Raw genomic sequence first — 24,841 nt, forward strand, 5'->3', positions numbered from 1 at the left:
AAGTGGCACGGATCGCGACCGGGCGTGTCCCCGCGGTGACGCTTTCGCCCGTCCACCCCCGCGAGCCCCTGCCCCTCGAAGCCGGCGAGCAGCGCGGGCTGAACGTCGTCCGGCGCTTCGGCACGGTCGGGTCCCTGTTCCTCGCGCTCGGCTCCCTCGGCGCCGGGGCCGCCCCGGTGATCAACCCGGTGCAGGAGATCCCGGTGCTGCGGCTGTTCACCCGCATCCCGACGGTGTCGCTGGCCATCGCCATCTCCGGGATGGGCATCCTGGTGCTGAGCTGGCTGATGCTGGGCCGGTTCGCCCAGCCCAGCCGCGCGCGGCTCGCGTCACAGGGCCAGCTCGCGCGCACCATCGCGCTGTGGGTGCTGCCGCTGCTGGTCATCCCGCCGCTGTTCTCCCGCGACGTCTACAGCTACCTCGCCCAAAGCGAGATCGTGCACCGCGGGATGGACCCCTACACCCTGGGCCCGGCGCAGGCCCTCGGCGTCGCGGACAAGTTCACCGCCGGCGTGTCGAACATGTGGCGCGAGACGCCGGCGCCGTACGGGCCGGTCGTGCTGCGCCTCGGCGGCTGGCTCGCGCCGATCTCCGGCAACAGCATCGCGATGGGCGTGCTCATGCAGCGCGCGATCGCGCTGGCCGGCGTGGTCCTGATCGTCTGGGCGCTGCCCCGGCTGGCGCGCCGCTTCGGTGTCCAGCCCGCGACGGCGCTGTGGCTCGGGGCGGCCAACCCGCTGCTGATCTTCCACTTCGTCGCCGGCGCCCACAACGACGCGCTGGCCATCGGCCTGATGCTCGCCGGGCTGGAGGTCGGCATCCGGCGGCTGCCGATCCGGGTGAAGGGCGACACGCCACCGCCCCTCGCGCGCGGGGAGCTGCTGTACATCGCGCTCGGCGTCGCGGTCATCACCCTCGGCGTCGCGGTGAAGCTGCCCGCGGTGTTCGCGCTGCCGTTCTTCGCGGTGATGGTGGCGCGGCGGTGGCACGGCAGGCTCAAGGACCTGTTCGTGGCGGGCGCGCCGATGGCGCTGTGGTTCGGGCTGGTCCTGGTCGTCGTCTGCTTCGGCACCGGGCTCGGCTTCGGCTGGTTCGGGGCGACCTTCAACACCCCCGGCCTGGTCCGCTCCTGGATCTCCCCCACCGCCGAGCTGGCCAACCTCTCCGGCGTCCTCGGCATCGCGCTCGGGCTCGGCAACCACACGAACGCGCTGGTGCCGATCCTCGGCGCGCTCGGTTACCTCGTCGCCGTCGCGATCACCTTCAAGTTCCTCTGGGACAGCTTCAAGTGGCGCTACCGGCCGATCATCGGGCTCGGCGTCTCCCTGGGCGCGGCGATGATCCTGCAGATCAACCTGCAGCCCTGGTACGTGCTCTGGGCGGTGATCCCGCTCGCCGCCGCGGCCGGGACGTCGCGGTTCCGGGTGGCGGCGGCGGTGCTCTCGGCCGCCCTGCCGTTCCTGCTCCCGCCCACCGGCAGCACCTTCGACGGCCGCCCGTACGTGCTGCCGTTCGCCTACGTCGCGGCGATCGTCGTCTGCGGCGCCGGAATGCTGATCGTGCGGCGGCTCGCTCCCGTGTTGCTCTCCCGGCCGTCCCCGCGGGTGCCCGCGCGGGCCGACGCCGTATCGTGACGCGATGTGAGTGTCCCTGCCGTCGAGATCAGCGGGCTGGTCAAAAACTACGGCTCCACCCGCGCGGTCGACGGCCTCGACCTGCGGATGGAGCGCGGCAGCCTGCTCGCCCTGCTCGGCCCGAACGGGGCCGGCAAGACCACCACCGTCGAGGTCTGCGAAGGCTTCCTCCGCGCTGACGCGGGCTCGGTTCGCGTGCTCGGCCTCGACCCGGTGCGCGAGTCCGCCGACCTGCGCCCGCGGGTCGGGATCATGCCCCAGGGCGGCGGCGCCTACCCGGGTGTCCGGGCCGACGAGATGCTGCGGCTGGTGGCGTCCTGCGCGGCGACCCCGCTGGACCCGGCCTGGCTGCTGGACGTCCTCGGGCTGGCTCCGGTGCGGCGGACGCCGTTCAAGCGCCTCTCCGGCGGGCAGCAGCAGCGGCTTTCGCTGGCGTGCGCCCTGGTCGGGCGGCCGGAGCTGGTGTTCCTCGACGAGCCGACCGCGGGCATGGACCCGCAGGCCCGGCGGCTGGTGTGGGACCTGCTCGGCGCGCTGCGCGCCGACGGCGTTTCGGTGCTGCTGACCACCCACCTGATGGAGGAGGCCGAAGCACTGGCCGACACCGTGGTGATCGTGGACCACGGCAAGGTCGTCGTCTCCGGCGCGCCCCAGTCGCTGACGATGGACGAAACGGGCAACGCGGGCCTGCGGTTCAAGGCCCGCACGCGGCTCGACACGGCGCTGCTGACCGCGGCGCTGCCGGAGGGCTACACGGTGCGCGAATCGGCGCCGGGCACGTACGTCGTGGTGGGTTCGGTCGACCCGCAGGTCGTGTCGACGGTCACGGCGTGGTGCGCGCAGCAGGGCGTGCTGCCGGAGGAACTGCAGGTCGGCAAGCGGACCCTCGAAGAGGTCTTCCTGGAGCTGACCGGACGGGAGCTGCGGGCATGAGCGTTTTCGAGCCCGGCGTCTTCACCCCGGCGCCCGGACGGGGATCCCTGGGCCGGATGCTGCGGACGCACGCGCGGATCGAGGCCGGCCTGACGCTGCGCCACGGCGAGCAGGTGCTGCTGACCCTGCTCATCCCGCTGGCGTTGCTGATCGGGTTGTCGCTGCTGGACATCCTGCCCGCGGCCCAGCTGGGTTCGACGTCCAAAGTGGACTGGATCACGCCCCGGATCCTGGCGCTGGCGGTGCTGTCGTCGGCGTTCACCGGCCAGGCGATCGCCCTGGGGTTCGACCGGCGCTACGGCGTGCTGAAGCGCCTTTCGGCGACGGCGTTGCCGCGGTGGCTCCTGGTGGCCGGCCGGCTCTCGGCGGCGCTGGTGGTCGTGGTCCTGCAGTCGGTGATCATCGGCGTGGTGGCGGCGTTCCTGGGCTGGTCGCCGTCGCTCTCGGGCCTGGCTTCCGCGGTGTTGCTGCTGGTGCTGGGGACGCTCGCGTTCGGCGCTCTGGGCGTCCTGCTGGGTGGCGCGCTGCGCGCGGAAGCCGTGCTGGCCCTGGCGAACATCGTGTGGTTCGTGCTGCTGCTGGCCGGCGGGATCCTGCTGGCGCCGTCTTCGCTGCCCGCGGGAATGGCTCGCGTGGTGGAACTGCTGCCTTCGGGCGCGCTGGCGGAGGGCATGCGCGCGGCTCTGGTGGACGGCTCGTTCGCCCCCGGGCCGGTTTTGGTCCTGGCGGTGTGGGCGGTTCTCGCGGGCGCGCTGGCTTCGCGCACGACGAAACTCACCTGAATCCGATCAGGACGGGTAGAACTGACCTCACGAACCGCCCGCCGCTGCTGGGAAGGTCCTCCGGACACATCCGGATCCGAGGGGGCTGTTCACATGGTTTCGAAAACCCGCGTCCTGCTGATCATGCTGCTCCTGCTGGCGGTCGCGATCGGCCTGATCGTCCTGCTGATCAAGGTGGACGCGGGAGCGTTCTGGATCAGGACCGTTCCCTTGGCCGTGCTGGGGTTCGGTGCCGTCGTCGCCCAGTCGATGGGGCTGTTCCAGAAGAAGGCCAAGAAAACCAAGTGACCTTGGTCCCTTGCGCGCGCCTCGCCGTTCTGGGCGCCCGGACCTGCCGAAAGCGCGTTTTCCGCGCGCTCTACCATCGATGCCGTGCCGTTCACCAGCCTCGTCGCCCGTCTGCCGTTTCCCTCCGCCTCCGTGCAGCGGGCCGTCGGGATCGCCGCCGTCCTCGCGCAGGCGCTGATCGGCGTCACCGGGTCCATCGTGCGCGTCACCGGGTCCGGGCTCGGCTGCCCGACCTGGCCCGAGTGCGTCGCCGGGAGCCTGGTGCCGAAGCACGACTCCGGGATCGACGCGCTCAACCAGTGGATCGAGTTCGGCAACCGGCTGCTCACCGGCGTCATCATCGTCGTCGCTGCGATCGCGGTCGTGACGGCGTGGCGCGTGCAGATCGACCACCCGGGCCGCAAGCGCCTGGTCAAGCTGGCCTGGACGATGCCGGGCGGCGTGGTGCTGCAGGCCGTCGTCGGTGGGCTCACCGTGCTGGCGAAGCTGGAGTGGTGGACCGTCGCGATCCACTTCCTCGCGACCACCCCGCTCGTCTGGCTCGCCGTCCTGCTGCTGCGCGCGTTCCGCGAAGGCGACGAACCCGCCCGGCCGCTGGTCCCGTCCTCCGGGCGCACGGTCCTGGTCCTGCTCGCGGCCGTGATGTGGCTGGTGCTCGCGGCGGGCACCACGGTGACCGGCGCCGGCCCGCACAGCGGCGACCTCAACACGCACCGCCTCGACGCCCCGGTCGAGGCGCTCGCCCAGGTCCACGGCGGGCTGCTGGTGCTCTACCTGCTGCTGCTCGCGGTGTTCGGCCTCCAGCTGCTGCGCATCGGCGCCCCGAAGAGCCTCTGGCGGCGCTACACGGTGGTCTGGGTGGTCGCGGTCGCGCAGGGCGGTCTCGGCTCGCTGCAGTACGCGCTGGGCGTGCCGGAGGCGATGGTGTCGTTCCACGTCCTCGGCGCGATGGCGGTCATCATCGCGACGGCGTCGCTGTGGACGGGCAGCCGCGACCGCGGCCCCGTGACGTCGCTGACGGCGGCGCCGCGCGAACTCACGGCCGCCTGACGGCAACGCGGGCTTAACTCGGCGTCGGCGTGCCCGTCCGGCCCGTGGGTTAGGGTTCGCGCATGACGTCGCGCGCCGCGCCCAAGCCGCTGATCTCCCACCGCCGTGGCACCGGGGAGATGCTCGTGCTCAAGACCTTCCTGCTCGTGCCGTTCGCGGCGCTCCTCGTCGCGGTCCCGCTGGTCTGGGGCTGGGGCATGACCTGGATCGACCTGATCCTCGCGGCGGCGTTCTACGTGTTCGCGACGCTCGGGGTGACGGTCGGCTTCCACCGCTACTTCACCCACGGCGCGTTCAAGGCGTCGCGTCCCCTCCGCGTGGTGCTGGCCATCGCGGGCAGCATGGCGGTCCAGGGCTCGGTGATCTTCTGGGTGGCCAGCCACCGCCGCCACCACGCGTTCGCCGACCGCGAGGGCGACCCGCACTCGCCGTGGCTGTTCGGCACCTCCCCCTCGGCCCTCCTGCGCGGCTTCTGGCACGCGCACATGGGCTGGATGTTCGGCCGCGAGGTGACCAACGCGGACCGCTTCGCCCCGGACCTGGTGGCGGACCCGGACGTCCGCTGGGTCAACCGCTACTTCTGGCTGTGGATCACGTTGAGCCTGGCCCTGCCGGCGATCCTGGGCGGCCTGCTGACGTGGTCCTGGTGGGGCGTGGTGACGGCGTTCTTCTGGGCGGGCCTGGTCCGCATCGCGTTCCTGCACCACGTGACGTGGTCGGTGAATTCGGTGTGCCACCTGATCGGCGAGCGGCCGTTCGCCAGCCGCGACCGCGCGGCGAACTTCTGGCCCCTGGCCCTGCTGTCGATGGGCGAGTCCTGGCACAACTCCCACCACGCCGACCCGACGTGCGCACGGCACGGGGTGCTGCGCGGCCAGGTGGACGTCTCGGCGCGGGTGATCTGGGCGTTCGAGCGGCTCGGCTGGGCGACCGACGTCCGGTGGCCCCGGGCTGAGCGGCTGGCCGCGAAGCGCGTCTGACTTCGATCGGGGGTCGGACAGCCCACCCGGCAAGACACCGGGCGCCTTGTCACGACCCCGGCAAGTCACCGGGCGCGGTCGGGTTGCAGCACTTCGAGCAGACCCGGCCGCCGCCCCGGTTCCGCCTCGGCGGTCGCACTCCCACCTCGGTGACCGCCCCTCAACCGGCTGAAGCCTCGACTGCTGTTCCGCAACGGGTCGACGCAGAGTCAGGTAATCCGATGGGGCTGGTCGCTCAGCGGTGTACTAGTACACTGCGGTAATTTCTCTCGCAACGGTTTCACCGGAAACCCAACGAGAGGGAGTCACGTGCACCAGCAAATCGGCCAGGCCATCGGCGGCGGCGAAGGAGGCGGCAACACCGGCAACTGACCTGGCGCCCGCGCCGGCTTCCCGAAGGAGGAGAGCAAGCCATACAGCCGATGCGACTTGCTCTCCTCTGTCACCCCTGAGGCCACCTGAACGCGATCCCGTAGTTCTCCCGCGGTTGACAGCAAGACTTGAACGCATGCTGCACAAATCCGTCGCCGACGTCGAGCAAATGGGGATCACCGGCCGGCGGCCGCCTCCGCCTTTCGACGTCAAGCTGCTCCGCATACCACCAGCAGGCCTCGGGAAGGCATTCCGGGTCGAAATTCACCTGCACCATCAGCCCGCCGACCAGTTTGCCCTCTTCATTGAACGCGGCCGGCGCAATGCCGTGGTGATCCACCTCCACATTGATCCATTCGCGCTTCTGCTCACGGTCTCCCTCGAACGCTTCGGAGACGAAGTGGTAACGCTCCCCGCAGCGGAGCTTTTTCCTGAAGAGCAGGCGAGCCGTCAGCGGGTCACCCGGGTGAACCGCAGGCAGCATCCTGGGCCGGCATGCCCACACGGCCCTGACCGGTATTTCGGCCAGATCGGCCGTCCACCCGGTCGACGCCGAAACGTCGTAGCCATCGACCGCGTCCTCGCACGCGATGACATCACGCTCGGTAGATCGCCGGGAAACGGTTTTCCGGTGCATGACCACCTGGACGAGCATGCGTTCCATGAAGATCGGTTGCGCACCGCGGGACGGAGCTCGATACCCGTTCAGCCCGTGCACCGATCGGCCACGCGGTATCGGACTCGCCACTGCCCGGCCTATTTCGGCGTAGGTCGGCCACTCCTGGCCGTCGAACCGGAGCCGGCCCAAATGCCGCAACACGTTCTCGGCCAACTTGTCGACCGCCCGCCGCCACGCCTTGTGCATCGGTGTGGTCGTGGTGGGCGGGGGATCGCCGAAGACGCCACGAAGGCCCACCAGCTGCCGAAAGCGGTCATCGAGCGTGGCTTTCCATCCGGTGTCCGGGGCCGGCGGCAACCGGAAGGCCGCCATCAAGGTGTTGCGGCGGCGTGAATCCTCTGCCGATCCCAGCTTGCTGATCTCGTCGGCGATCAGCCCCCACACTGCGAACGCCCGCGACTCCGGGGTGGATTCCGGCATGGTCGCAGCCGGTTCGACAAGACAGCCCAACATCAGTGCCGACTCGCTCGCCGGGTCTTCGAGCGCGTACCGGAGGAAACGCAACGGCTCGCCTTCCTTGCGGATCGCCAACCACCGCAACGCGGCTTCGATCCCCGGCGACGCCTGCGCCGGTCTCGGGACTTCGCGGTCGATCTCGATGGTCACAACGCCTCCTCCACCTCATCGTGGTTCACGACAACCAGCGACAAGAGCAGACGACAGCGCAACCAGCAGAGGCACCCGCCCGACGACGAAAGACTCCCAGCGGACACAAAAGATCATGCCCGGCAACGGTTTCCGTCAGCCATCATCTACCCAGGCGTACTAGTACACCATAAAAGGGGTAGCACAGTGACCAAGAAAATCACAGACCCTGACCCCGGCAACTCCCGGCGAGAGCTGCCCGAGCTGGTCAAAGCCGGCCTGGCCGGGATCGGCGGGCTCTACCTGGTGACCGGCTCCCTGGCCGTCACCGCGATCGGGGCGGTCGTGGCGCTCGTTCTGGTGGCCGTGCAGGTGGCCCGGTGAAGCTACGCCAGCTGCTGGCGCACCGCCGATGCGAACCGCAGCGCCGCGCTCGGGTCCGTCTGGCGGAAGCCCAGCGACGGCTCCGTCAGCTCCAGCTCCAGCAGCAGCGGCTTCCCGTCCGCCCCGCGCACCAGGTCCACCCGCGCGTACAGCAGCTCGGCCCGCAGGATTCCCAGCAACCCCGTCGCCGCATCCAGGACGTCCTCCGCCAGCTCCACCGCGTCCGCGGGCGGGTCCGCCTTCGCCAGCTGCTCGGCCAGGTACAGCCCGGACGAATCCGTTGTGGACCCCAGCATGGCACCCTTGGCGAACGCGTGGGAGAAAGTCCCGCCGAGGTACACCAGGGCCAGCTCGCCCTCGGTGTCCACACTGGACTGGTACGGCTGGATCAGGGCCGTCTGGCCCTCGGCGTGCAGGGCGGCCACGTGGGCCGAAGCGTCGGCGCCCGCCGCGAACCGGGCCGCTCCGCGGGAACCCGCGCCGACCGAAGGCTTGACCACGAACTCCGACGACGGGGACGTGGCCGGCGAGCCGGGCGGGACCAGCGAAGTGGGCACCACCGCCACCCCCGCGTCCAGCAGCTCCACCAGGTACGACTTGTCCGTGTTCCAGCGCACCACAGCCGCCGGGTTGAACAGCGACGGCACCGACTCGCACCACGACAGGAACTCGGAGCGCCGCGAAGGGTAGTCCCACGTCGCCCGCAGGATCACCGCGTCCGCCGCCGAGAAGTCGAACCCGGAGTCCCACGGCTCCCACGACACCGAGAAACCCAGGGAAGCCAGCGCCGGCACCACGGCGGCGTCGTCGCCGTCGCCTTCGGGGAGTTCCTTGCAGCTGACCAGGATCGCGGTGCGGCTCACCGGCGCGCCATCTTGCGGCGGTGCTCGGCGCCGATCTTCGTGGCCTGGACCGTCTCGGCGTCCCACGTCGCGGCTTCGAGGTCCTCGACCGCCTCGACCAGCGCCTCGCCGGTCGCCACCGAAGGCACCACGACGTCACCGAGAGCGCCGTCCGCGCCGACCAGCACCACCCGGGCACCCGCCCGGCCGATGTTCTCCACCACCGCACGGGACGGCTTGCCGTGCGCCTTCACGAACTTGCGCGCCGCGTCCAGCTGCGCGCTGGTCGGCGGAACGACGGTCTCAGATGATTCGGCCACGTACCGAACCATAACCAATGTCCCGCCGGAACGCGGAACAGCGTGGCCTCGGCCATAGTTGCACCGGGAGGACCCGACCCGAGGAGGACCCATGCCCACCGCAGTGCAGGTGACGAAGACCGGCGGCCCGGAAGTGCTCGAACCGGCCGAAGTGGACGTCCGCGCCCCGCAGGACGGCGAGCTGCTGGTCGACGTCGCCGCGGCCGGGGTCAACTACATCGACACCTACCAGCGCCAGGGCATCTACCCGATGGAGCTGCCCTTCGTGCTCGGCCTCGAGGGTGCCGGCACGGTCGTCGAGGCGGCCGCCGGCACGGGCTTCGAGCCCGGCGACCGCGTCGCCTGGCAGGGATCGCTCGGCAGCTACGCGGCCCGCAAGCTCGTCCCGGCGTCGGTGGCGGTGAAGGTACCCGGAAGTGTCTCCCTCGAGACCGCCGCCGCGACCATGCTGCAGGGCATCACCGCGCACTACCTGGTCGCCTCGACGTTCGAGGTCAAGCCGGGCCACGACGTGCTGGTGCACGCGGCCGCGGGCGGCGTCGGCCTGCTGCTGGTGCAGCTGGCGAAGGCGCGCGGCGCGCGCGTCATCGGCACGGTGTCGACCGACGAGAAGGCGAAGCTCGCCCGCGAAGCCGGCGCCGACGAGGTGATCCGCTACGACCGCGACGACTTCGCGAAGGTCACCCGCGAGCTGACCGGCGGCGCGGGGGTCGACGTCGTGTACGACGGCGTCGGCAAGGACACCGTCGACGGCAGCCTGGCCAGCCTCAAGGTCCGCGGCCTGCTCGCGCTGTTCGGCGCCGCCAGCGGCCCGGTGCCGCCCCTGGACCCCCAGCGCCTCAACGCCGGCGGCTCGCTGTACCTGACCCGCCCGACGTCGGGCCACTACGTCCGCACCCGCGAGGAGCTGGACTGGCGCGCCAAGGAGCTCTTCGACGCCATCACGGCCGGCGAGCTGAACATCCGCATCGGCGGCAAGTACCCCCTGGCCGACGCCCGCAAGGCCCACGAGGACCTCCAGGCCCGCCGCACCACCGGCAAGCTCCTGCTCATCCCCTGAACGACACCCGCACTTTCACGTGAAAGTGCGGACCCGAGAGCGGCACTTTCACGTGAAAGTGCCGCTTCCGGGCGTCAGGCGGCGGCGACGGAGACGGCGTCCGTGACGAACACCAGGGTCTCGTTCGGCTTGATGCCGTTGCCGCCCTCGCCGTATGCGAGGTCCGGCGGGATGATCAGCAGGCGGCGGCCGCCCTGCTTGATGCCCACCAGGCCCTGGTCCCAGCCCGGGATGACGTTGCCCGCGCCGAGCGAGAGGTCGAACGGCTTCCGGCCGAACGAGCTGTCGAGCACCTGCTTGTCCGACCACGTCACCAGGTGGTAGTTCATCTCGAGCTGCTGGCCGGCCTTCGCGCCGTCACCGGTGCCCTGGGACAGGTCCTTGGTGATCAGCTTCTTGGGCGGGTCGCAGTCGTCCGGGATGGTGATCTCGGGCTTCTCGCCGAACTTGCCCGTCGTCTTGATGTCGTCCGCGGTGCACTCGCGGCCCTTGCTCTGGGGCGCCTGGGCGGCGCTCGACGACGGCACGGCCGGCCCCGCCGGGGCGGCCGTCTCGGTCTTGGCGGCCTGGCCGCACGCGGCCAGCGACAGCACCGCCGCGGCGGCGACCACGATCTTCCCGATGTTCTGCATGCCGGGCACCCTAGCCAAGCACGGAGAGTGCCGGGACGTCGTCACCGGTGGTGACCACGCCGAGCCGCCGGGTCGCGCGCGTCAGGGCCACGTACAGGTCGTTGAGGCCCCGCGGTGATCCCGCGACGACCTCGTCCGGCGCGACCAGCACGACGGAGTCGAACTCCAGGCCCTTCGACCGCTCCACGGTCAGCACGCTCAGCCGCTCGTCGTGGTCCGAAAGCCACGCCGAGACCGCGCGGAAGCGGCCCGTGGGCACCAGCACCGCGACCGTGCCACCGTCCACAGCGGACAGTTCGGCGGCCACCAGCCCGGGCAGCTCCGCGGCCAGGTCGGCCGGGTGCGCCGACCACGGCGGAACTCCGGTTTCCCGCACCGAGGACGGCGCGGACAACGACGGGTCGACTTCGGCGAGCACCCGCGCGGCGACGGCCATGATCTCGGCCGGCGTGCGGTAGTTCACGGTCAGCTGCTCGAGCCGCCAGCGGTCCTCGACGTACGGCGAGAGCACCTCGCCCCACGACCGCGCCCCGCCCGCCGCGCCGGTCTGGGCGACGTCGCCGACCAGCGTCATCGACCGGTTCGGCGTGCGCCGCATCAGCAGCCGCCAGTCCATCGCCGAGAGCTCTTGGGCCTCGTCGACGATCACGTGCCCGAACGTCCAGGTCCGGTCCTGCGCGGCCCGCTGGGCGGCGGTCAGCTCGCTGCGCGCCTGCTGGCGTTCGGCGAACAGCTCGGCGTCGAGGACGTCGGAGACGCGCAGCAGCTCCTCGTCGATGATCTCCTCGTCCTGCTCGAGGATGTCGAGCACGCCCTCGGCGTACGCGCGGTCCTCGCGCTCACGGCGTTTGCGCTCGACGCGGGCCTCGGTGTCGTCGACGCCGATCAGCTCGGCGAGCTCGTCGAGCAACGGCACGTCGGCCGGTGTCCACTTCCCGTCGCGGCCGCTCTCCAGCAGCGCGCGATCCTCCTGCGACAGCAGCTTCCCGGCGGCGCTGTCGAGGCGTTCGCGGTCGGCGAACAGGTCGTCGAGCACGCCTTCCGGGGTCAGCACCGGCCAGAGCGCGTCGAGCGCGGCGGCCACGTTCTCGTCGGCGGCCAGCTCGGCGCGGATGTCGGCCACGTCCTGCCCGTCGAGGAGGTCCTCCCCCAGCTTCCGGGTGGCCTGGCGGGTCAGCGCGTCGAGGACGTCGGAGACGAACAGGCGCCGCGCCGGGTTGTGCGGGCGCCGGGAGCGGCGGGCGCGGGTCCGGGCGTCGGTGCACGTCTTGCGGTCGAGCTTGAGCACGTCGTGTTCGTACTCGATCTCCAGCACCGGCTCGGGCACGCGCTGGCGGTCGCGGACGGCGTTGGCGAGCACGTCGGCCAGCACCAGGCGCCCCTTGACCTCGGTCGTCTCGCGCGGCTCCACGCCGTCGGCGACCAGGCCCGGGTAGAGCTGCCCGACGGTGGCGAGCAGCACGCCCGTCTCGCCCAGCGACGGCAGCACCTGGCCGATGTAGCGCAGGAACGTGCTGTTCGGGCCGACGACGAGCACGCCGCGCGTGGTGAGCTGCTGGCGGTACGTGTAGAGCAGGTAGGCCGCGCGGTGCAGCGCGACGGCGGTCTTGCCGGTGCCCGGCCCGCCCTGCACGACCATGACGCCGCCGAGCGGGGCGCGGATGATGCGGTCCTGCTCGGCCTGGATGGTCGCGACGATGTCGCTCATCTCGCCCGTGCGGCGCTGCTCCAGCGCGGCCAGCAGCGCGGCTTCGCCGGCCAGGCCGAGGTCCTGGCCCTGGTCGGCGGCGGTGAGGTCGAGGATTTCGTCGTCGAAGCCGGTGACCTTGCGGCTCAGCGACCGCAGGTGCCGGCGCCGCCGCACCCCTTCGGGTGACGCCGCGGTGGCCAGGTAGAACGGCCGCGCGACCGGCGCCCGCCAGTCGACGAGCAGCGGCCGGTAGTCGTCGTCTTCGTCGAACAGCCCGAGCCGGCCGACGTAGGTCGTCTCCTCGGCGCTCTCGGGGACGAAGTCGAGGCGTCCGAAGGCCAGGCCTTGCTCGACCGAGCCGAGCTGGGCGAGCCGGTCGGTGTAGAGGGTCGTGGCGACGTCGCGCTCGGTCCGGGCCTGCGGGGTGCCGCCGGTCTGCCGCAGCGTCTGGTCGAGGCGCCGCTGTGCTTCGAGGCGCTCGGCGTCGAGCTTCGTGTAGAGGGTGGTGACGTACGCCTGCTCGCGGGCGAGCTCGGCGGAAAAGTCGTCCGAAGACAAGGATCCTGCTTTCGCCTCAAGGAAAAGAGCCAACGAAGTGTAACGGCGGTCGCCGCGCGGTCATTCCGTCCGCAGGTCGCAGTAGGGAGAGACCGCACTGCCCGGCGGCACGGCGGCCGGCAGCACCTTCTCCCCCGTGGCGCACCACACACTCGCCGCGGGCAGCTGTTCGCCACCGGTGATTCGCCCGTCCGGGGCACGGAACAACACCGCGGCACCCCGGCTGGTCAGCGCCCGGCAGTTCCCGGAGCGGTAACGAACGCCGCCGGGAACGACATCGGCGGTCACCGGCGTGAAGCCGCCGAGGGACTCGGGTGCGAGCCAGATCACCGGGCCGACCACGGGCCGGTCGAGGACCACCCCGATCCGCTGCCCCGGGGTGAGCACCGGGATCTCGACGGTCCGGGAGCCGGACGTCACCGGGATCCGGTAGGCGGCCAGCGTGCTGGTGTTCTCCAGCACAGCGGCACCCCGGCCTTGTTCGGCGACCCGGACGGCGCCGCCGTCGGGAGCCGGGCCGGGGACCGCCGTGATGCGGGACGGGATGGTGCAGCCGCCGGTGAGCAGGCTCTCGTCCAGGGCCGGGAGCTTCCCGCGGCCGAGGAGGGCGAGCAGGCCGAGGACGACGACCGCGGTGAGCGCGGTCCCGATCCGCCTCAGAGCCGGATTCAGAACGGCAGGCCGAGGGTCGGCAGGCCGATCGCCGAGTCGACGGCCAGCGCGACGAACACGATCATCAGGTACGTGTTCGACCGGTGGAACAGCGCCATCGGCTTGGTCTCTTCACCGCGCCGCACCGCGGCCTGCAGGCTGTGCGCGTAGAAGAGGAACCAGCCGCCCGCGAGGATCGCGAACGTGCCGTACAGCCAAGACGTCACCGGGAGCAGCAGCAGCGTCCACGCCACCATCACCCACGAGTAGATGACGATCTGGCGGGCGACGTGCTGGGCCGTGGCGACCACCGGCAGCATCGGGACGCCGGCGCGCTCGTAGTCGTCGCGGTACTTCATGCCCAGCGCCCACGTGTGCGGCGGGGTCCAGAAGAAGATCACGCCGAACATCACGAACGCCGGCCACTGCACGGTGCCGGTGACGGCCGCCCAGCCGATCACGACCGGCATGCAGCCCGCCGCGCCGCCCCAGACCACGTTCTGCGACGTGCGCCGCTTGAGGCCGAGCGTGTAGACGAAGATGTAGAAGAGGATGGTCGCCACGGCCAGGATCGCCGAGAGCAGGTTCACCGTGAGGTAGAGCACGACGGCCGAGGCGACGCCCATGACCAAGCCGAAGATCAGCGCGCCGCGGCGGGGCACCGAGTCCTTGACCAGCGGGCGGCGCTTCGTGCGGTTCATCACCTTGTCGATGTCCGCGTCGATCACGCAGTTGAGCGCGTTCGCGCTGCCCGCGGCCATCGTCCCGCCGACCAGCGTGGCCAGTACCAGCCACGGCGAGGGGATCTGACGGCCGGCGAGGAACATCGCCGGGATGGTGGTCACCAGCAGGAGCTCGATCACCCGGGGCTTCGCCAGCGCGGCGTACGCGCCCACGACCCGGCGGAAGTTTCGCCGGTCACCGTGCGGTCGCTCACCGGTCGGGTGCACGGCGCTGGTGTCGTCACTGCGTCCGTGCGCAGCGTTCACCGGCGACATTTCACTCCCTGCGTCAGGTTCGGGTGGGGCCACAGCTCGGTTAGACGTGGGGCAAGCGAGGAACCCGCCGGACTGAACCCTGAACCGATGTTAGACGTGGTGAATCCCGTGGGTGATCGCGGGTCCTCGACCGGCCCAAGCACTAGGCTGGCCGTGACGGGCCGCGATTGCCTCTGCGCAGGGTCGCGAGCAGGAATATCGTCCCTTCGGGATCGATTGAGATAGATGACCCCGCGCACGGGTAACCGGAACGAGGAAGACCAGCCGCAACCATCATCACCGGGAGTTGGAGTTCAGTGTCCGATACTGCCCCTACCAGCGAGAACAACCCACTCCTCCGGCGTAACGTCCCCGCCGACTGGACCGACACCGACACCCGCGCCGTGGACACCGTCCGGGTACTCGCCGCGGACGCGGTCGAGAACTGTGGCAGTGGCCACCCCGGCACCGCGATGAGCCTGGCTCCGCTGGCCTACACGCTGTTCCAGCGCACCATGCGCCACGACCCGAACGACCAGCACTGGCCGGCCCGCGACCGGTTCGTCCTCTCGGCCGGCCACTCGAGCCTCACCGTCTACATCCAGCTGTTCCTCGCCGGCTACGGCCTCGAGCTGGAGGACCTCAAGCAGCTGCGCAAGTGGGGCTCCAAGACCCCGGGTCACCCGGAGTACCGCCACACCGACGGCGTGGAGACCACGACCGGCCCGCTGGGGCAGGGCCTGGCGAACGGCGTGGGCATGGCGATGGCGGCGCGCCGCGAGCGCGGCCTGCTGGACCCGGACGCCGCTCCCGGCGAGAGCATCTTCGACCACCACATCTACGTGATCGCCTCCGACGGCGACATCGAAGAGGGCGTCACCTCGGAGGCCTCGTCCATCGCGGGCCGCCAGGAGCTGGGCAACCTGATCGTCTTCTACGACGACAACAAGATCTCGATCGAGGACGACACCAACATCGCGCTGTCCGAGGACACCGTCGCGCGCTACGAGGCCTACGGGTGGCACACCCAGGTCGTCGAGGGCGGCGAGGACGTCGTCGCGATCGAGGAGGCCATCAAGGCCGCCAAGGCCGAGACGCAGCGGCCGTCGTTCATCGCGCTGCGGACCGTGATCGGCTACCCGGCGCCCAAGAAGATGGGCACCGGCAAGGCGCACGGCGCCGCGCTGGGCGGCGAAGAGGTCGCCGCGGTCAAGGAGATCCTCGGCTTCGACCCGGAGCAGACGTTCCAGGTCGAGGACGACGTGCTCAAGCACACCCGCCAGGCCGCCGAGCGCGGCCGGCAGGCGCACGCCGAGTGGCAGGAGAAGTACGAGGCGTGGGCCCAGGCCAACCCGGAGCGCAAGAAGCTGGGCGACCGGATGGCCACCCGCACGCTGCCCGAGGGCTTCGCCGACAACCTGCCGAAGTGGGAGCCGGACGCCAAGGGCGTCGCGACCCGCAAGGCCTCCGGTGAGGTGCTCAACGCCCTCGCCGAGCCGCTGCCGGAGCTGTGGGGCGGCTCGGCCGACCTGGCCGAGAGCAACAACACGACGATGAAGGGCGCCGACTCGTTCGGGCCCGAGAAGGCCGCCACGGACATGTGGCAGGCCAACCCGTACGGCCGGACGCTGCACTTCGGCGTCCGCGAGCACGCCATGGGCTCGATCCTCAACGGGATCGCGCTGCACGGCGGCACCCGCCCGTACGGCGCGACGTTCCTCATCTTCTCCGACTACATGCGCCCGCCGGTCCGGCTGGCCGCGCTGATGAAGGCGCCGGTCACCTACGTCTGGACGCACGACTCGATCGGCCTCGGCGAAGACGGGCCGACGCACCAGCCGATCGAGCAGCTGTCGGCGCTGCGGGCGATCCCGGGCCTCAACGTCGTCCGCCCCGCGGACGCCAACGAGACCGCGTACGCCTGGAAGGCCGTGCTGGAGGACACCGACCACCCGTCCGGGCTGGCGCTGACCCGCCAGAACGTGCCGGTGCTCGAGGGCACCAGCGCCGAGGGTGTCGCCAAGGGCGGGTACGTGCTCGCCGACTTCGGCAAGGCGGACGACGAGCACGTGGTGCTCATCGCCACCGGCTCCGAGGTCCAGCTGGCCGTCGAGGCCGGCCAGGCCCTCGCCGAGGAAGGCATCGCCGCCCGCGTGGTCTCGATGCCGTGCGTCGAGTGGTTCGACCGGCAGGACCAGGCGTACCGCGACTCGGTCATCCCGCCGTCGGTGAAGGCCCGCGTGTCCGTCGAGGCCGGCATCGCCCAGTCGTGGCACCGCTTCACCGGTGACGCCGGGGTGAACGTTTCGATCGAGCACTTCGGCGCCTCCGCCGACGCCGCCACGCTGTTCCGCGAGTTCGGGTTCACCGCGGAAGCCGTCGCCGAGGCCGCCCGTCGCTCGATCGCCAACACCAAGAACTGAAGGGACTGAAGCAGCAATGAGCACCGACAAGCTCGCGCAGCTGTCCGAGGCCGGCGTATCGATCTGGCTGGACGACCTCTCGCGTGAACGCCTGAACACCGGCAACCTCGCCGACCTGATCCGCGACAAGCACGTCGTGGGCGTCACGACCAACCCGACGATCTTCGCCAACGCGATGTCCAAGGGTGACGCCTACGACGAGCGGACGCGGGAGCTCGCGGCCCAGGGCGCCGACGTCGAGGCGACCATCCGCGACCTGACGACGACCGACGTGCGCAACGCCGCGGACCTGTTCCGCGACGTCTACACCGCCACGAACGGCGTCGACGGCCGCGTCTCCATCGAGGTCGACCCGCGCCTGGCCAAGGACACCGACAAGACGGTGGCCGAGGCGAAGGACCTGTGGAAGACCGTCGACCGGCCGAACGTGCTGATCAAGATCCCGGCCACCGAAGAGGGCCTGCCGGCGATCACCAAGACTCTGGCCGAGGGCATCAGCGTCAACGTCACGCTGATCTTCTCCGTCGAGCGCTACAAGAAGGTCATCGAGGCCTACTTCGCCGGTCTGGAGCAGGCGAAGGCCAACGGCCACGACCTGCGCGGCATCCACTCGGTCGCGTCGTTCTTCGTGTCCCGGGTGGACACCGAGATCGACAAGCGCCTGGAAGCCATCGGCACCGACGAGGCCAAGGCGCTGCGCGGCAAGGCGGCCGTCGCCAACGCCCGCCTGGCCTACGTGGCTTTCGAGGAGCTGTTCGCTTCGGACCGCTGGAAGGCCCTCGCGGCCGACGGCGCCAACGCGCAGCGCCCGCTGTGGGCCTCGACCGGCGTGAAGAACCCGGACTACTCCCCCACGCTGTACGTCGACGACCTCGTGGTGAAGAACACCGTCAACACCATGCCGGAGAAGACCCTCGACGCCGTCGCCGAGCACGCCGACCTCAAGGGCGACCGGGTCAGCGGCCACGGCAAGGACGCGCAGCAGGTCTTCGACCAGCTCGAGGCCGTCGGCATCGACATCACCGACGTGTTCCTCGCGCTGGAGAACGAGGGCGTCGAGAAGTTCGAGAAGTCGTGGACCGAGCTGCTGGAGACCGTGAACGGGCAGCTCGAGAAGGCGAAGGGCTGACGCACGACATGACGACAGGTGAGAAGACCGGCGTCGAGATCGTGGACGCCGCACTGGCGGAGCGCGCCACGCCGCTGGCCGAGCGGCTGGTCGGCGACCAGGCCGCCTCGAAGCTGGCGGCGCAGGACGCGACGCTCTGGGGGCCGGACGCCGAATCCGAGGCGTCGATCCGGCTGTCGTGGACGACGCTGCACAAGTCGTCGCGGCCGCTGATCGGCGAGATCGAGGCGCTGCGGACCGAACTGCGGTCCGAGGGCGTCGACCGGGTCGTGCTGGCCGGCATGGGCGGCTCGTCGCTGGCGCCGGAGGTGATCACCGCGACCGACGGCGTCGCGTTGACCGTCCTCGACACCACCGACCCCGGTCAGGTCGCCGACGCGCTGGCCGGCGACCTCGAACGCACGGTGATCGTGGTGTCGTCGAAGTCGGGCGGCACCGTCGAAACCGACAGCCACCGGCGGATCTTCGCAAAAGCGTTCGCCGACGCCGGGATCGACGCAGGCCGGCGGATCGTGGTCGTCACCGACCCCGGCTCGCCGTTCCAGGAACTGTCCGAAAAGGAGGGATACCGCAAGGTGTTCCTCGCCGACCCGCACGTCGGCGGCCGCTATTCGGCGCTGACCGCGTTCGGGCTCGTCCCGGCCGGGCTCGCCGGCGCGGACGTCGCCCGGCTGCTCGACCAGGCCGCTTCGGTGGCCGAGGACCTCGCGGCCGACGACGTGGCCAACCCGGCGGTCAAGCTGGCCGCCGCCTGGGCCGCCGCGCACGAAGCCGGCGCCGAGAAGGTCGTCCTGGCCGACTCCGGTTCGGGCATCAAGGGCTTCCCGGACTGGGCCGAGCAGCTGATCGCGGAGTCCACCGGCAAGCAGGGCACCGGTCTGCTGCCGGTCGCGGTCGAGGGCACGGAGGCCGCCGGTTTCGCCGACGCGAAGTCCGACGCCACCGCGGTCGCCGTCGGCAGCCCGAAGGGCGCGGCGAAGATCGCCGTCACCGGCTCGCTCGGCGCGCAGCTCCTGCTCTGGGAGTTCGCCACGGCGCTGGCCGGCCGGCTGCTCGGGATCAACCCGTTCGACCAGCCGGACGTCGAGGCGGCCAAGAAGGCGGCCCGCGCGCTGCTGGACGACCCGGAGAAGCTGAAGGGCGGCGAAGAGGCGTCCAATGTGGACGGCCCGGTCGAGATCTTCGGCTCCGACGGGGTGTCCACGGACGGCAGCCTGACCGACGTGCTCCGGGCGTTCTTCGCCTCGGCGCCGGAGGCGGGCTACGTCGCGGTGCAGGCCTACCTCGACCGGCTCGACGACGCGTCGACGGCGGTGCTGCGCGGCGAGATCGCCAAGCGCACGCAGCTGCAGACGACGTTCGGCTGGGGCCCGCGGTTCCTGCACTCCACCGGGCAGTACCACAAGGGCGGGCACCAGAACGGCGTCTTCCTGCAGCTGACCGGCGCCGTCGAGCAGGACCTCGACGTGCCGGACCGGCCGTACACGCTGGGGCAGCTGCAGCACGCGCAGGCCCTCGGCGACGGGCAGGTGCTCGCCGGGCACGGCCGCCCGGTGCTGCGCCTGCACCTGACCGACCGGGCCGCGGGCCTCGCGGCCGTCGTCCGCGCGGTACAGGAGGTCGCTGTACAGGAGGGGCAAGCATGACCTGGACCAACCCGCTGCGCGACGAGCGGGACAAGCGGCTCCCGCGCATCGCCGGGCCGTCCAGCCTGGTGATCTTCGGTGTCACCGGCGACCTGGCCCGCAAGAAGCTGATGCCCGCCATCTACGACCTGGCCAACCGCGGGCTGCTGCCCGCGGGCTTCTCGCTCGTCGGGTTCGCCCGCCGCGACTGGGAGCACCAGGACTTCGGCGAGCTCGTGCACGACTCGGTCAAGGAGCACGCGCGGACGCCGTTCAAGGAGTCGGTGTGGAACCGGCTCGCCGAAGGCATCCGGTTCGTGCAGGGCACCTTCGACGACGACGACGCCTTCGACCGCCTCGCGCAGACGGTCCGCGACCTCGACGCCGAACGCGGCACCGGCGGCAACACCGCGTTCTACCTGTCGATCCCGCCCGGTGCGTTCCCGGTGGTGACCAAGCAGCTGGCCCGCTCCGGGCTGGCGAACGCCGACGAGAACACCTGGCGGCGCGTGGTCATCGAGAAGCCGTTCGGGCACGACCTGAAGAGCGCCGAAGAGCTCAACTCGATCGTCAACGACGTCTTCCCCGAGGAGTCGGTGTTCCGCATCGACCACTACCTCGGCAAGGAGACGGTGCAGAACATCCTGGCGCTGCGCTTCGCGAACCAGCTGTTCGAGCCGATCTGGAACGCCAACTACGTCGACCACGTGCAGATCACCATGGCCGAGGACATCGGCCTCGGCGGTCGCGCGGGGTACTACGACGGCATCGGCGCCGCCCGGGACGTCATCCAGAACCACCTGCTGCAGCTGCTGGCCTTCACCGCGATGGAGGAGCCGCTGTCGTTCGACCCGCGGGCCCTGCGCGCGGAGAAGATCAAGGTCCTCTCGGGCACCAAGCCGCTCGGCCCGCTGAGCCAGACGAGCGCGCGCGGCCAGTACGCGGGCGGCTGGCAGGGCGGCACGAAGGTGCCGGGCCTGCTGCAGGAAGAGGGCTTCGCGAAGGACTCGAAGACCGAGACCTACGCCGCGGTGACCCTCGAGGTGCAGAGCCGCCGCTGGGCCGGGGTGCCGTTCTACCTGCGCACCGGCAAGCGGCTCGGCCGCCGCGTCACCGAGATCGCCGTCGTGTTCAAGCGGGCGCCGCACCTGCCGTTCGACTCGACCTCGACCGAGGAGCTGGGGCAGAACGCCCTGGTCATCCGGGTCCAGCCGGACGAAGGCATCACGCTGCGGTTCGGCTCGAAGGTGCCGGGGACCACGATGGAGGTCCGCGACGTCACGATGGACTTCGGGTACGGGCACGCGTTCACCGAGTCCTCCCCCGAGGCCTACGAACGCCTGATCCTGGACGTCCTGCTCGGCGAGCCGTCGCTGTTCCCGGTGAACGAAGAGGTCGAGCTCTCCTGGAAGATCCTCGACCCGATCCTGGAGCACTGGGCCAAGGAAGGGGCGCCGGAGCAGTACGCGCCGGGCACGTGGGGCCCGCCCTCCGCCGACGAAATGCTGGAGCGCACCGGCCGGAAATGGAGGCGCCCGTGATCATCGACCTGCCGTCCACCACGACTTCGGCACTCAACAAGAAGCTGGTGGAGATCCGCGAACAGGGCGGGCAAGTCGCGCTCGGGCGGGTGCTGACGCTGGTCATCGTGGCCGACGACGACGCCCACCTCGAAGAGGCCATCGAAGCGGCCAACGGCGCGAGCCGCGAGCACCCGTCACGGGTGATCGTGGTCGCCAAGGGCGCCCGCACGGCGGCGCCGCGCATCGACGGCCAGATCCGGGTCGGCGGCGACGCCGGCGCGAGCGAGGTCATCGTGCTGCGCCTGTACGGCCCGCTGGCCGCGCAGGGCCAGAGCGCGGTGGTGCCGCTGCTGCTGCCGGACGCGCCGATCGTGTGCTGGTGGCCCGGGGCCGGCCCGAAGGACCCGGACAAGGACCCGCTCGGCGAGCTGGCCCAGCGCCGGATCACCGACTCGGCCGCGGAGAAGAACCCGGTCAAGGCGCTGACCACGCGGGCGAAGGCGTACACCGAGGGGGACACCGACCTGGCCTGGACGCGCCTCACGCACTGGCGCGCCCAGCTCGTCTCGGCGCTCGACCTGCCGCCGTACGAGAAGATCACCGCCGCGACGGTGACCGGCGAGGCCGACTCGCCGTCGACCGAGCTGCTGGCCGCCTGGCTGGCCCAGTACCTGAAGGTGCCGGTCAAGCGGGTCAAGAGCTCGGGCGCGGCCGGGATCATCTCGGTGACGCTCGAACGCCGCTCGGGCCCGGTGGAACTGCACCGCCCGGACGGCCGCGTGGGCACGCTGACCCAGCCGGGCCAGCCGACCCGCCGGCTCGCGTTGCAGCGGCGCAGCACGCAGGACTGCCTGATCGAGGAGCTGCGCCGGCTCGACCCGGACGAGGTCTACGAAGCGGCCCTGCACGGCCTGGGCAAGATCACGTCGGGCACGAACGGCAAGACGGGCGCACCGCCCAAGGCCGACGTGACGTCCCCGGCCGCGGCGGCGGCTGCTTCTTCGGGTCCGGCTTCGGGTTCGGGTTCGGCCGCCGGTCCGGCTTCGGGCAAGGCGAAGAAATGAGCAAGACGGAAGTCGTCGTCTACGCGAACCAGGACCTCCTGGCCGCCGCGGCGGCGGCTCGTCTGGTCACCCGCCTGGTGGACGTCCAGGCGGCGAAGGGATCGGCGTCCCTGGTGCTCACGGGCGGCGGCACGGGCATCGCGGTGCTGTCGGAGCTGCGGGCTTCCTCGGCCCGCGACGCGATCGACTGGTCCCGGCTGGACGTCTACTGGGGCGACGAGCGGTTCGTGCCGGCGGATTCGGACGAGCGGAACGAGAAGCAGGCCCGCGAGGCCCTGCTGGACCACGTGCCGCTGGACCCGAAGCGGATCCACGCGATGGCGCCGTCGGACGGCGAGTTCGGCGACGACGTCGACGCGGCAGCCGCGGCTTACGCCGACGTGCTGGCTTCTCAGGCGGGCCCGGAGGACCACGGCGACGTGCCGTCGTTCGACATCATGCTCCTCGGCCTGGGCGGCGAGGGGCACACGGCATCGGTGTTCCCGGAGTCCCCGGCGGTGTACGAGACCGAGCGATCGGTGGTGGCGGTGCGCAACTGCCCCAAGCCGCCACCGACCCGGGTGTCCCTGACCCTGCCGGCGATCCGCCGGGCCCGTGACGTGTGGCTGATGACGGCCGGCGAGGCCAAGGCCGACGCGGTGGCGTTGGCGTTGGCCGGGGCCGGCGAGGTTCAGCTGCCGGTGGCCGGGGCCCGCGGGCACCGGCGGACGTTGTGGCTGCTGGACCGCGCTGCGGCGGGGAAGCTGACGAAGGTGTATCAGCCGCCTACCGCATGAGTGTTGTCGGTGAAGGCCCTCTGCTTCGGCAGGGGGCCTTCACTCGTTGGCGCGGGCCTGCCGATACGCGGGACCGGACACGCATCGGCGTCACTCGGTTCGCCAGCCGCGCTCCAGGCGGGCGAAGATCTCCTCCGCGGCCCGGCGGGGCTGGCTGTCGGCCAGGATCAGCTCGCGCGACGCCAGCGTGAAGCGGGCCAAGGCCGCGCACGCCACGTCGCCCTCCGGGGCTGCGCTCTCCTCGGCGATCGCGCGGGCCAGCGCTGTCTCGTGGCGCATCCACATCCGCCGCGCGTAGTCGCGCAGCGCCGGCTCGCTCTCGATCAGGTGCAGGAACTCGTCGCTGGGCGCGCTCACGGACAGGCGCAGGAGGTGCTCGCGCAGCGCCTCCACGACCGTGCAGCCCGGCGGCCGGCCGTGCACCGCGCCGACGAGCGCCGCCTCGATGTCCTCGTCCTGGTCGAACACCAGGGCTTCCTTGCTCGGGAAGTACTTGAACAACGTCGTCACCGAGACGTCGGCGGCGTCCGCGATCTCCTTCACGCTGACCTGGTCGTAGCCGCGGTCGAGGAACAGCTCGAGCGCGGCGTCGGCCAGTGCCTTGCGGGTCTGCGCCTTCTTGCGCTCGCGGCGTCCGATCACTTCGGTCATGCACTGAAGTCTAACTCACTACAAAAGTTAAGTCATTGCATCTTTTGAGTCACTCTGCTTTCGTAGTGACATGACTTCTTCTCGTATCGCGATCGCCGGCGCCGGGCTCGGCGGCCTCGCCTGCGCCCGCGTCCTGCAGCTCCACGGCCTCGACGTCACCGTCTTCGAACAGGAACCGGCCGCCGACGCCCGGCCGCAGGGCGGAACGCTCGACATGCACGGCGACACCGGCCAGGTCGCCCTCCGCACCGCGCGGCTGCACGACCGGTTCCGCACCTTGGCCCGCCCGGAGGGCCAGCAGATGCGCGCCCTCGACCCGCACACGGCCGAGGTGGTCATCGACGAGCTGCCCGAGGGCGACTTCCGGCCCGAAATCGACCGCGGCCAGCTCCGCGGGATCCTGCTGGACTCCCTCGCCCCCGGCACCGTCCGGTGGGGACACCCGGTCGCCGACGTCACCGCGACCGGCGACGGCGCCCGGCTGACGTTCGCCGATGGCCGAGCTCAGGACTTCGAGCTGGTCGTCGGCGCGGACGGCGCGTGGTCCCGCGTCCGGCGCGCCCTCACCGGCGTCCGGCCCGAGTACAGCGGGGTCACCTTCGTGGAGTTCGGCCTGGACGAGGCCGACCGCCGTCATCCGGCGCTGGCCGCGCGGACCGGCCAGGGCACGATGATGACGAAGGTCGACGGGAAGGCGCTTGTCGCCCAGCGCACCAGCAGCGGCCACATCCGCTGCTACGCGACCTTCTACGCCCCCGAGGACTGGGCCGCCGGCCTCGACTTCGCCGACACGGGCGCCGTGCGGGCGAGCCTGCTCGAGCGCTACGCCGGCTGGCACCCGGATCTGCTCGCGTACCTGCGGGACCTCGACGGCGGGTTCGCGCACCGGCCGCTGCACGTCCTGCCGGTGCCGCACGCCTGGACGACCACGCCCGGGCTCACGCTGCTCGGCGACGCCGCGCACCTGATGCCGCCGCTCGGTGTCGGCGCGAACCTCGCCATGCTGGACGGCACCGAGCTGGCGACCGCGCTGGCCACGGCGCCGAGCGTCGGGGAAGCGGTCCGGGCGTACGAAGCGGGGATGCTGCCGCGGTCGATCGAGACCGCGAAGGCGTGCGCCTCGGGCCTGCACGACCTGCTGAGCGACGACCTCGGATCCATGGCCGCCTGAGAACTACCGCCGGACGACCACACGTGGGTAACATGATTCCCACGATGTGGTCGTCTTGGCAC

At 71.2% G+C, this 24,841-nt stretch carries 23 protein-coding genes; 15 read left to right on the forward strand and 8 right to left on the reverse strand.

Annotated elements, in window-relative coordinates:
- The first annotated feature begins 2 nt into the window (after positions 1-2).
- The 6 genes from mptB to Q5425_RS05660 all read left to right on the forward strand — a co-directional run bounded on the left by mptB (position 3) and on the right by Q5425_RS05660 (position 5,667).
- Entirely contained in the window at positions 3-1,634 is a 1,632-nt protein-coding gene (mptB, locus tag Q5425_RS05635; protein ID WP_308671425.1) for a polyprenol phosphomannose-dependent alpha 1,6 mannosyltransferase MptB, read from the forward strand.
- A 6-nt stretch (positions 1,635-1,640) separates the two neighbouring features.
- Complete coding sequence (locus Q5425_RS05640; RefSeq protein WP_308671016.1) at positions 1,641-2,567, forward strand: ABC transporter ATP-binding protein; 927 nt, start codon at positions 1,641-1,643, stop codon at positions 2,565-2,567.
- On the forward strand, positions 2,564-3,349 hold the full coding sequence (locus tag Q5425_RS05645; RefSeq protein WP_308671017.1) for an ABC transporter permease: 786 nt from the start codon (positions 2,564-2,566) through the stop codon (positions 3,347-3,349). Before Q5425_RS05640 ends, Q5425_RS05645 begins: the two co-directional genes overlap by 4 nt.
- 93 nt (positions 3,350-3,442) lie before the next feature.
- A complete protein-coding gene (locus Q5425_RS05650; protein ID WP_308671018.1) occupies positions 3,443-3,637 on the forward strand; it encodes a hypothetical protein in 195 nt (64 codons plus the stop codon).
- Between the two features lie 84 nt (positions 3,638-3,721).
- Positions 3,722-4,687, forward strand: coding sequence for a COX15/CtaA family protein (locus Q5425_RS05655; protein ID WP_308671019.1), 966 nt, complete (start codon positions 3,722-3,724; stop codon positions 4,685-4,687).
- A 62-nt stretch (positions 4,688-4,749) separates the two neighbouring features.
- A complete protein-coding gene (locus Q5425_RS05660; protein ID WP_308671020.1) occupies positions 4,750-5,667 on the forward strand; it encodes a fatty acid desaturase in 918 nt (305 codons plus the stop codon).
- A 442-nt stretch (positions 5,668-6,109) separates the two neighbouring features.
- On the opposite strand, the gene Q5425_RS05665 is transcribed toward Q5425_RS05660, so the two are convergent.
- Complete coding sequence (locus Q5425_RS05665) at positions 6,110-7,324, reverse strand: hypothetical protein (RefSeq protein ID WP_308671021.1); 1,215 nt, start codon at positions 7,322-7,324, stop codon at positions 6,110-6,112.
- Between the two features lie 186 nt (positions 7,325-7,510).
- Here Q5425_RS05665 and Q5425_RS05670 point away from each other — a divergent pair, with 186 nt between their 5' ends.
- Positions 7,511-7,687 carry a hypothetical protein gene (locus tag Q5425_RS05670; RefSeq protein ID WP_308671022.1) on the forward strand — a complete coding sequence of 59 codons (177 nt, stop codon included), beginning with the start codon at positions 7,511-7,513 and terminating at the stop codon, positions 7,685-7,687.
- A gap of 2 nt (positions 7,688-7,689) precedes the next feature.
- Here Q5425_RS05670 and Q5425_RS05675 read toward each other — a convergent pair whose 3' ends face one another.
- Together Q5425_RS05675 and Q5425_RS05680 are read right to left on the reverse strand one after the other, a co-directional pair.
- A complete protein-coding gene (locus Q5425_RS05675; protein WP_308671023.1) occupies positions 7,690-8,550 on the reverse strand; it encodes a hypothetical protein in 861 nt (286 codons plus the stop codon).
- Positions 8,547-8,849, reverse strand: a complete 303-nt coding sequence (locus tag Q5425_RS05680) for a hypothetical protein (protein ID WP_308671024.1) — start codon at positions 8,847-8,849, stop codon at positions 8,547-8,549. Before Q5425_RS05680 ends, Q5425_RS05675 begins: the two co-directional genes overlap by 4 nt.
- Before the next feature lie 91 nt (positions 8,850-8,940).
- Here Q5425_RS05680 and Q5425_RS05685 point away from each other — a divergent pair, with 91 nt between their 5' ends.
- A complete protein-coding gene (locus Q5425_RS05685; protein WP_308671025.1) occupies positions 8,941-9,909 on the forward strand; it encodes a quinone oxidoreductase in 969 nt (322 codons plus the stop codon).
- 74 nt (positions 9,910-9,983) lie between these two features.
- Here the strand turns inward: Q5425_RS05685 and Q5425_RS05690 are convergent, their stop codons facing one another.
- The 4 genes from Q5425_RS05690 to Q5425_RS05705 all read right to left on the reverse strand — a co-directional run bounded on the left by Q5425_RS05690 (position 9,984) and on the right by Q5425_RS05705 (position 14,438).
- Complete coding sequence (locus Q5425_RS05690) at positions 9,984-10,541, reverse strand: FKBP-type peptidyl-prolyl cis-trans isomerase (RefSeq protein ID WP_308671026.1); 558 nt, start codon at positions 10,539-10,541, stop codon at positions 9,984-9,986.
- Positions 10,542-10,551: 10 nt separating this feature from the next.
- Positions 10,552-12,789 carry an ATP-binding domain-containing protein gene (locus Q5425_RS05695; RefSeq protein WP_308671027.1) on the reverse strand — a complete coding sequence of 746 codons (2,238 nt, stop codon included), beginning with the start codon at positions 12,787-12,789 and terminating at the stop codon, positions 10,552-10,554.
- Between the two features lie 60 nt (positions 12,790-12,849).
- Entirely contained in the window at positions 12,850-13,251 is a 402-nt protein-coding gene (locus tag Q5425_RS05700; protein WP_308671028.1) for a hypothetical protein, read from the reverse strand.
- A gap of 206 nt (positions 13,252-13,457) precedes the next feature.
- Positions 13,458-14,438 (reverse strand): heme o synthase, encoded by a 981-nt coding sequence (locus tag Q5425_RS05705; RefSeq protein ID WP_308671029.1) that lies wholly within the window; start codon positions 14,436-14,438, stop codon positions 13,458-13,460.
- Between the two features lie 296 nt (positions 14,439-14,734).
- Here Q5425_RS05705 and tkt point away from each other — a divergent pair, with 296 nt between their 5' ends.
- Genes tkt through pgl form a run of 6 tightly spaced genes read left to right on the forward strand, consistent with a single transcriptional unit; the run spans position 14,735 to position 22,957 of the window.
- Positions 14,735-16,840: a transketolase gene (tkt, locus tag Q5425_RS05710; RefSeq protein WP_308671030.1), complete on the forward strand. Its 2,106-nt coding sequence runs from the start codon at positions 14,735-14,737 to the stop codon at positions 16,838-16,840.
- Positions 16,841-16,856: 16 nt separating this feature from the next.
- The gene (gene tal, locus Q5425_RS05715; RefSeq protein ID WP_308671031.1) at positions 16,857-17,969 is read left to right on the forward strand and encodes a transaldolase; all 1,113 of its coding nucleotides are present in this window, start codon (positions 16,857-16,859) and stop codon (positions 17,967-17,969) included.
- Between the two features lie 8 nt (positions 17,970-17,977).
- Positions 17,978-19,615, forward strand: coding sequence for a glucose-6-phosphate isomerase (locus Q5425_RS05720; RefSeq protein WP_308671032.1), 1,638 nt, complete (start codon positions 17,978-17,980; stop codon positions 19,613-19,615).
- Positions 19,612-21,135, forward strand: coding sequence for a glucose-6-phosphate dehydrogenase (zwf, locus tag Q5425_RS05725; protein WP_308671033.1), 1,524 nt, complete (start codon positions 19,612-19,614; stop codon positions 21,133-21,135). Before Q5425_RS05720 ends, zwf begins: the two co-directional genes overlap by 4 nt.
- Positions 21,132-22,181 carry a glucose-6-phosphate dehydrogenase assembly protein OpcA gene (opcA, locus tag Q5425_RS05730; RefSeq protein WP_308671034.1) on the forward strand — a complete coding sequence of 350 codons (1,050 nt, stop codon included), beginning with the start codon at positions 21,132-21,134 and terminating at the stop codon, positions 22,179-22,181. The genes zwf and opcA overlap by 4 nt, the downstream gene beginning before the upstream one ends.
- Complete coding sequence (pgl, locus tag Q5425_RS05735; RefSeq protein WP_308671035.1) at positions 22,178-22,957, forward strand: 6-phosphogluconolactonase; 780 nt, start codon at positions 22,178-22,180, stop codon at positions 22,955-22,957. Before opcA ends, pgl begins: the two co-directional genes overlap by 4 nt.
- 90 nt (positions 22,958-23,047) lie before the next feature.
- Here the strand turns inward: pgl and Q5425_RS05740 are convergent, their stop codons facing one another.
- A complete protein-coding gene (locus Q5425_RS05740) occupies positions 23,048-23,608 on the reverse strand; it encodes a helix-turn-helix domain-containing protein (RefSeq protein ID WP_308671036.1) in 561 nt (186 codons plus the stop codon).
- A gap of 70 nt (positions 23,609-23,678) precedes the next feature.
- Between Q5425_RS05740 and Q5425_RS05745 the strand changes: the two genes are divergently transcribed.
- Positions 23,679-24,779 (forward strand): NAD(P)/FAD-dependent oxidoreductase, encoded by a 1,101-nt coding sequence (locus tag Q5425_RS05745; RefSeq protein ID WP_308671037.1) that lies wholly within the window; start codon positions 23,679-23,681, stop codon positions 24,777-24,779.
- The last annotated feature ends 62 nt before the right edge of the window (positions 24,780-24,841 follow it).

The organism is Amycolatopsis sp. A133 (genome assembly GCF_031082405.1).
Classification (GTDB): domain Bacteria; phylum Actinomycetota; class Actinomycetes; order Mycobacteriales; family Pseudonocardiaceae; genus Amycolatopsis.

Bases quoted from the DNA above. Each gene is read 5' to 3' on its own strand.
- Q5425_RS05745 (WP_308671037.1), top strand. From the start codon at position 23,679: ATGACTTCTTCTCGTATCGCGATCGCCGGCGCCGGGCTCGGCGGCCTC.
- zwf (WP_308671033.1), top strand. From the start codon at position 19,612: ATGACCTGGACCAACCCGCTGCGCGACGAGCGGGACAAGCGGCTCCCG.
- pgl (WP_308671035.1), top strand. From the start codon at position 22,178: ATGAGCAAGACGGAAGTCGTCGTCTACGCGAACCAGGACCTCCTGGCC.
- Q5425_RS05660 (WP_308671020.1), top strand. From the start codon at position 4,750: ATGACGTCGCGCGCCGCGCCCAAGCCGCTGATCTCCCACCGCCGTGGC.
- Q5425_RS05720 (WP_308671032.1), top strand. From the start codon at position 17,978: ATGACGACAGGTGAGAAGACCGGCGTCGAGATCGTGGACGCCGCACTG.
- Q5425_RS05740 (WP_308671036.1), bottom strand. From the start codon at position 23,608: ATGACCGAAGTGATCGGACGCCGCGAGCGCAAGAAGGCGCAGACCCGC.
- Q5425_RS05690 (WP_308671026.1), bottom strand. From the start codon at position 10,541: ATGCAGAACATCGGGAAGATCGTGGTCGCCGCCGCGGCGGTGCTGTCG.
- Q5425_RS05705 (WP_308671029.1), bottom strand. From the start codon at position 14,438: ATGTCGCCGGTGAACGCTGCGCACGGACGCAGTGACGACACCAGCGCC.
- Q5425_RS05685 (WP_308671025.1), top strand. From the start codon at position 8,941: ATGCCCACCGCAGTGCAGGTGACGAAGACCGGCGGCCCGGAAGTGCTC.
- tal (WP_308671031.1), top strand. From the start codon at position 16,857: ATGAGCACCGACAAGCTCGCGCAGCTGTCCGAGGCCGGCGTATCGATC.
- Q5425_RS05650 (WP_308671018.1), top strand. From the start codon at position 3,443: ATGGTTTCGAAAACCCGCGTCCTGCTGATCATGCTGCTCCTGCTGGCG.
- Q5425_RS05645 (WP_308671017.1), top strand. From the start codon at position 2,564: ATGAGCGTTTTCGAGCCCGGCGTCTTCACCCCGGCGCCCGGACGGGGA.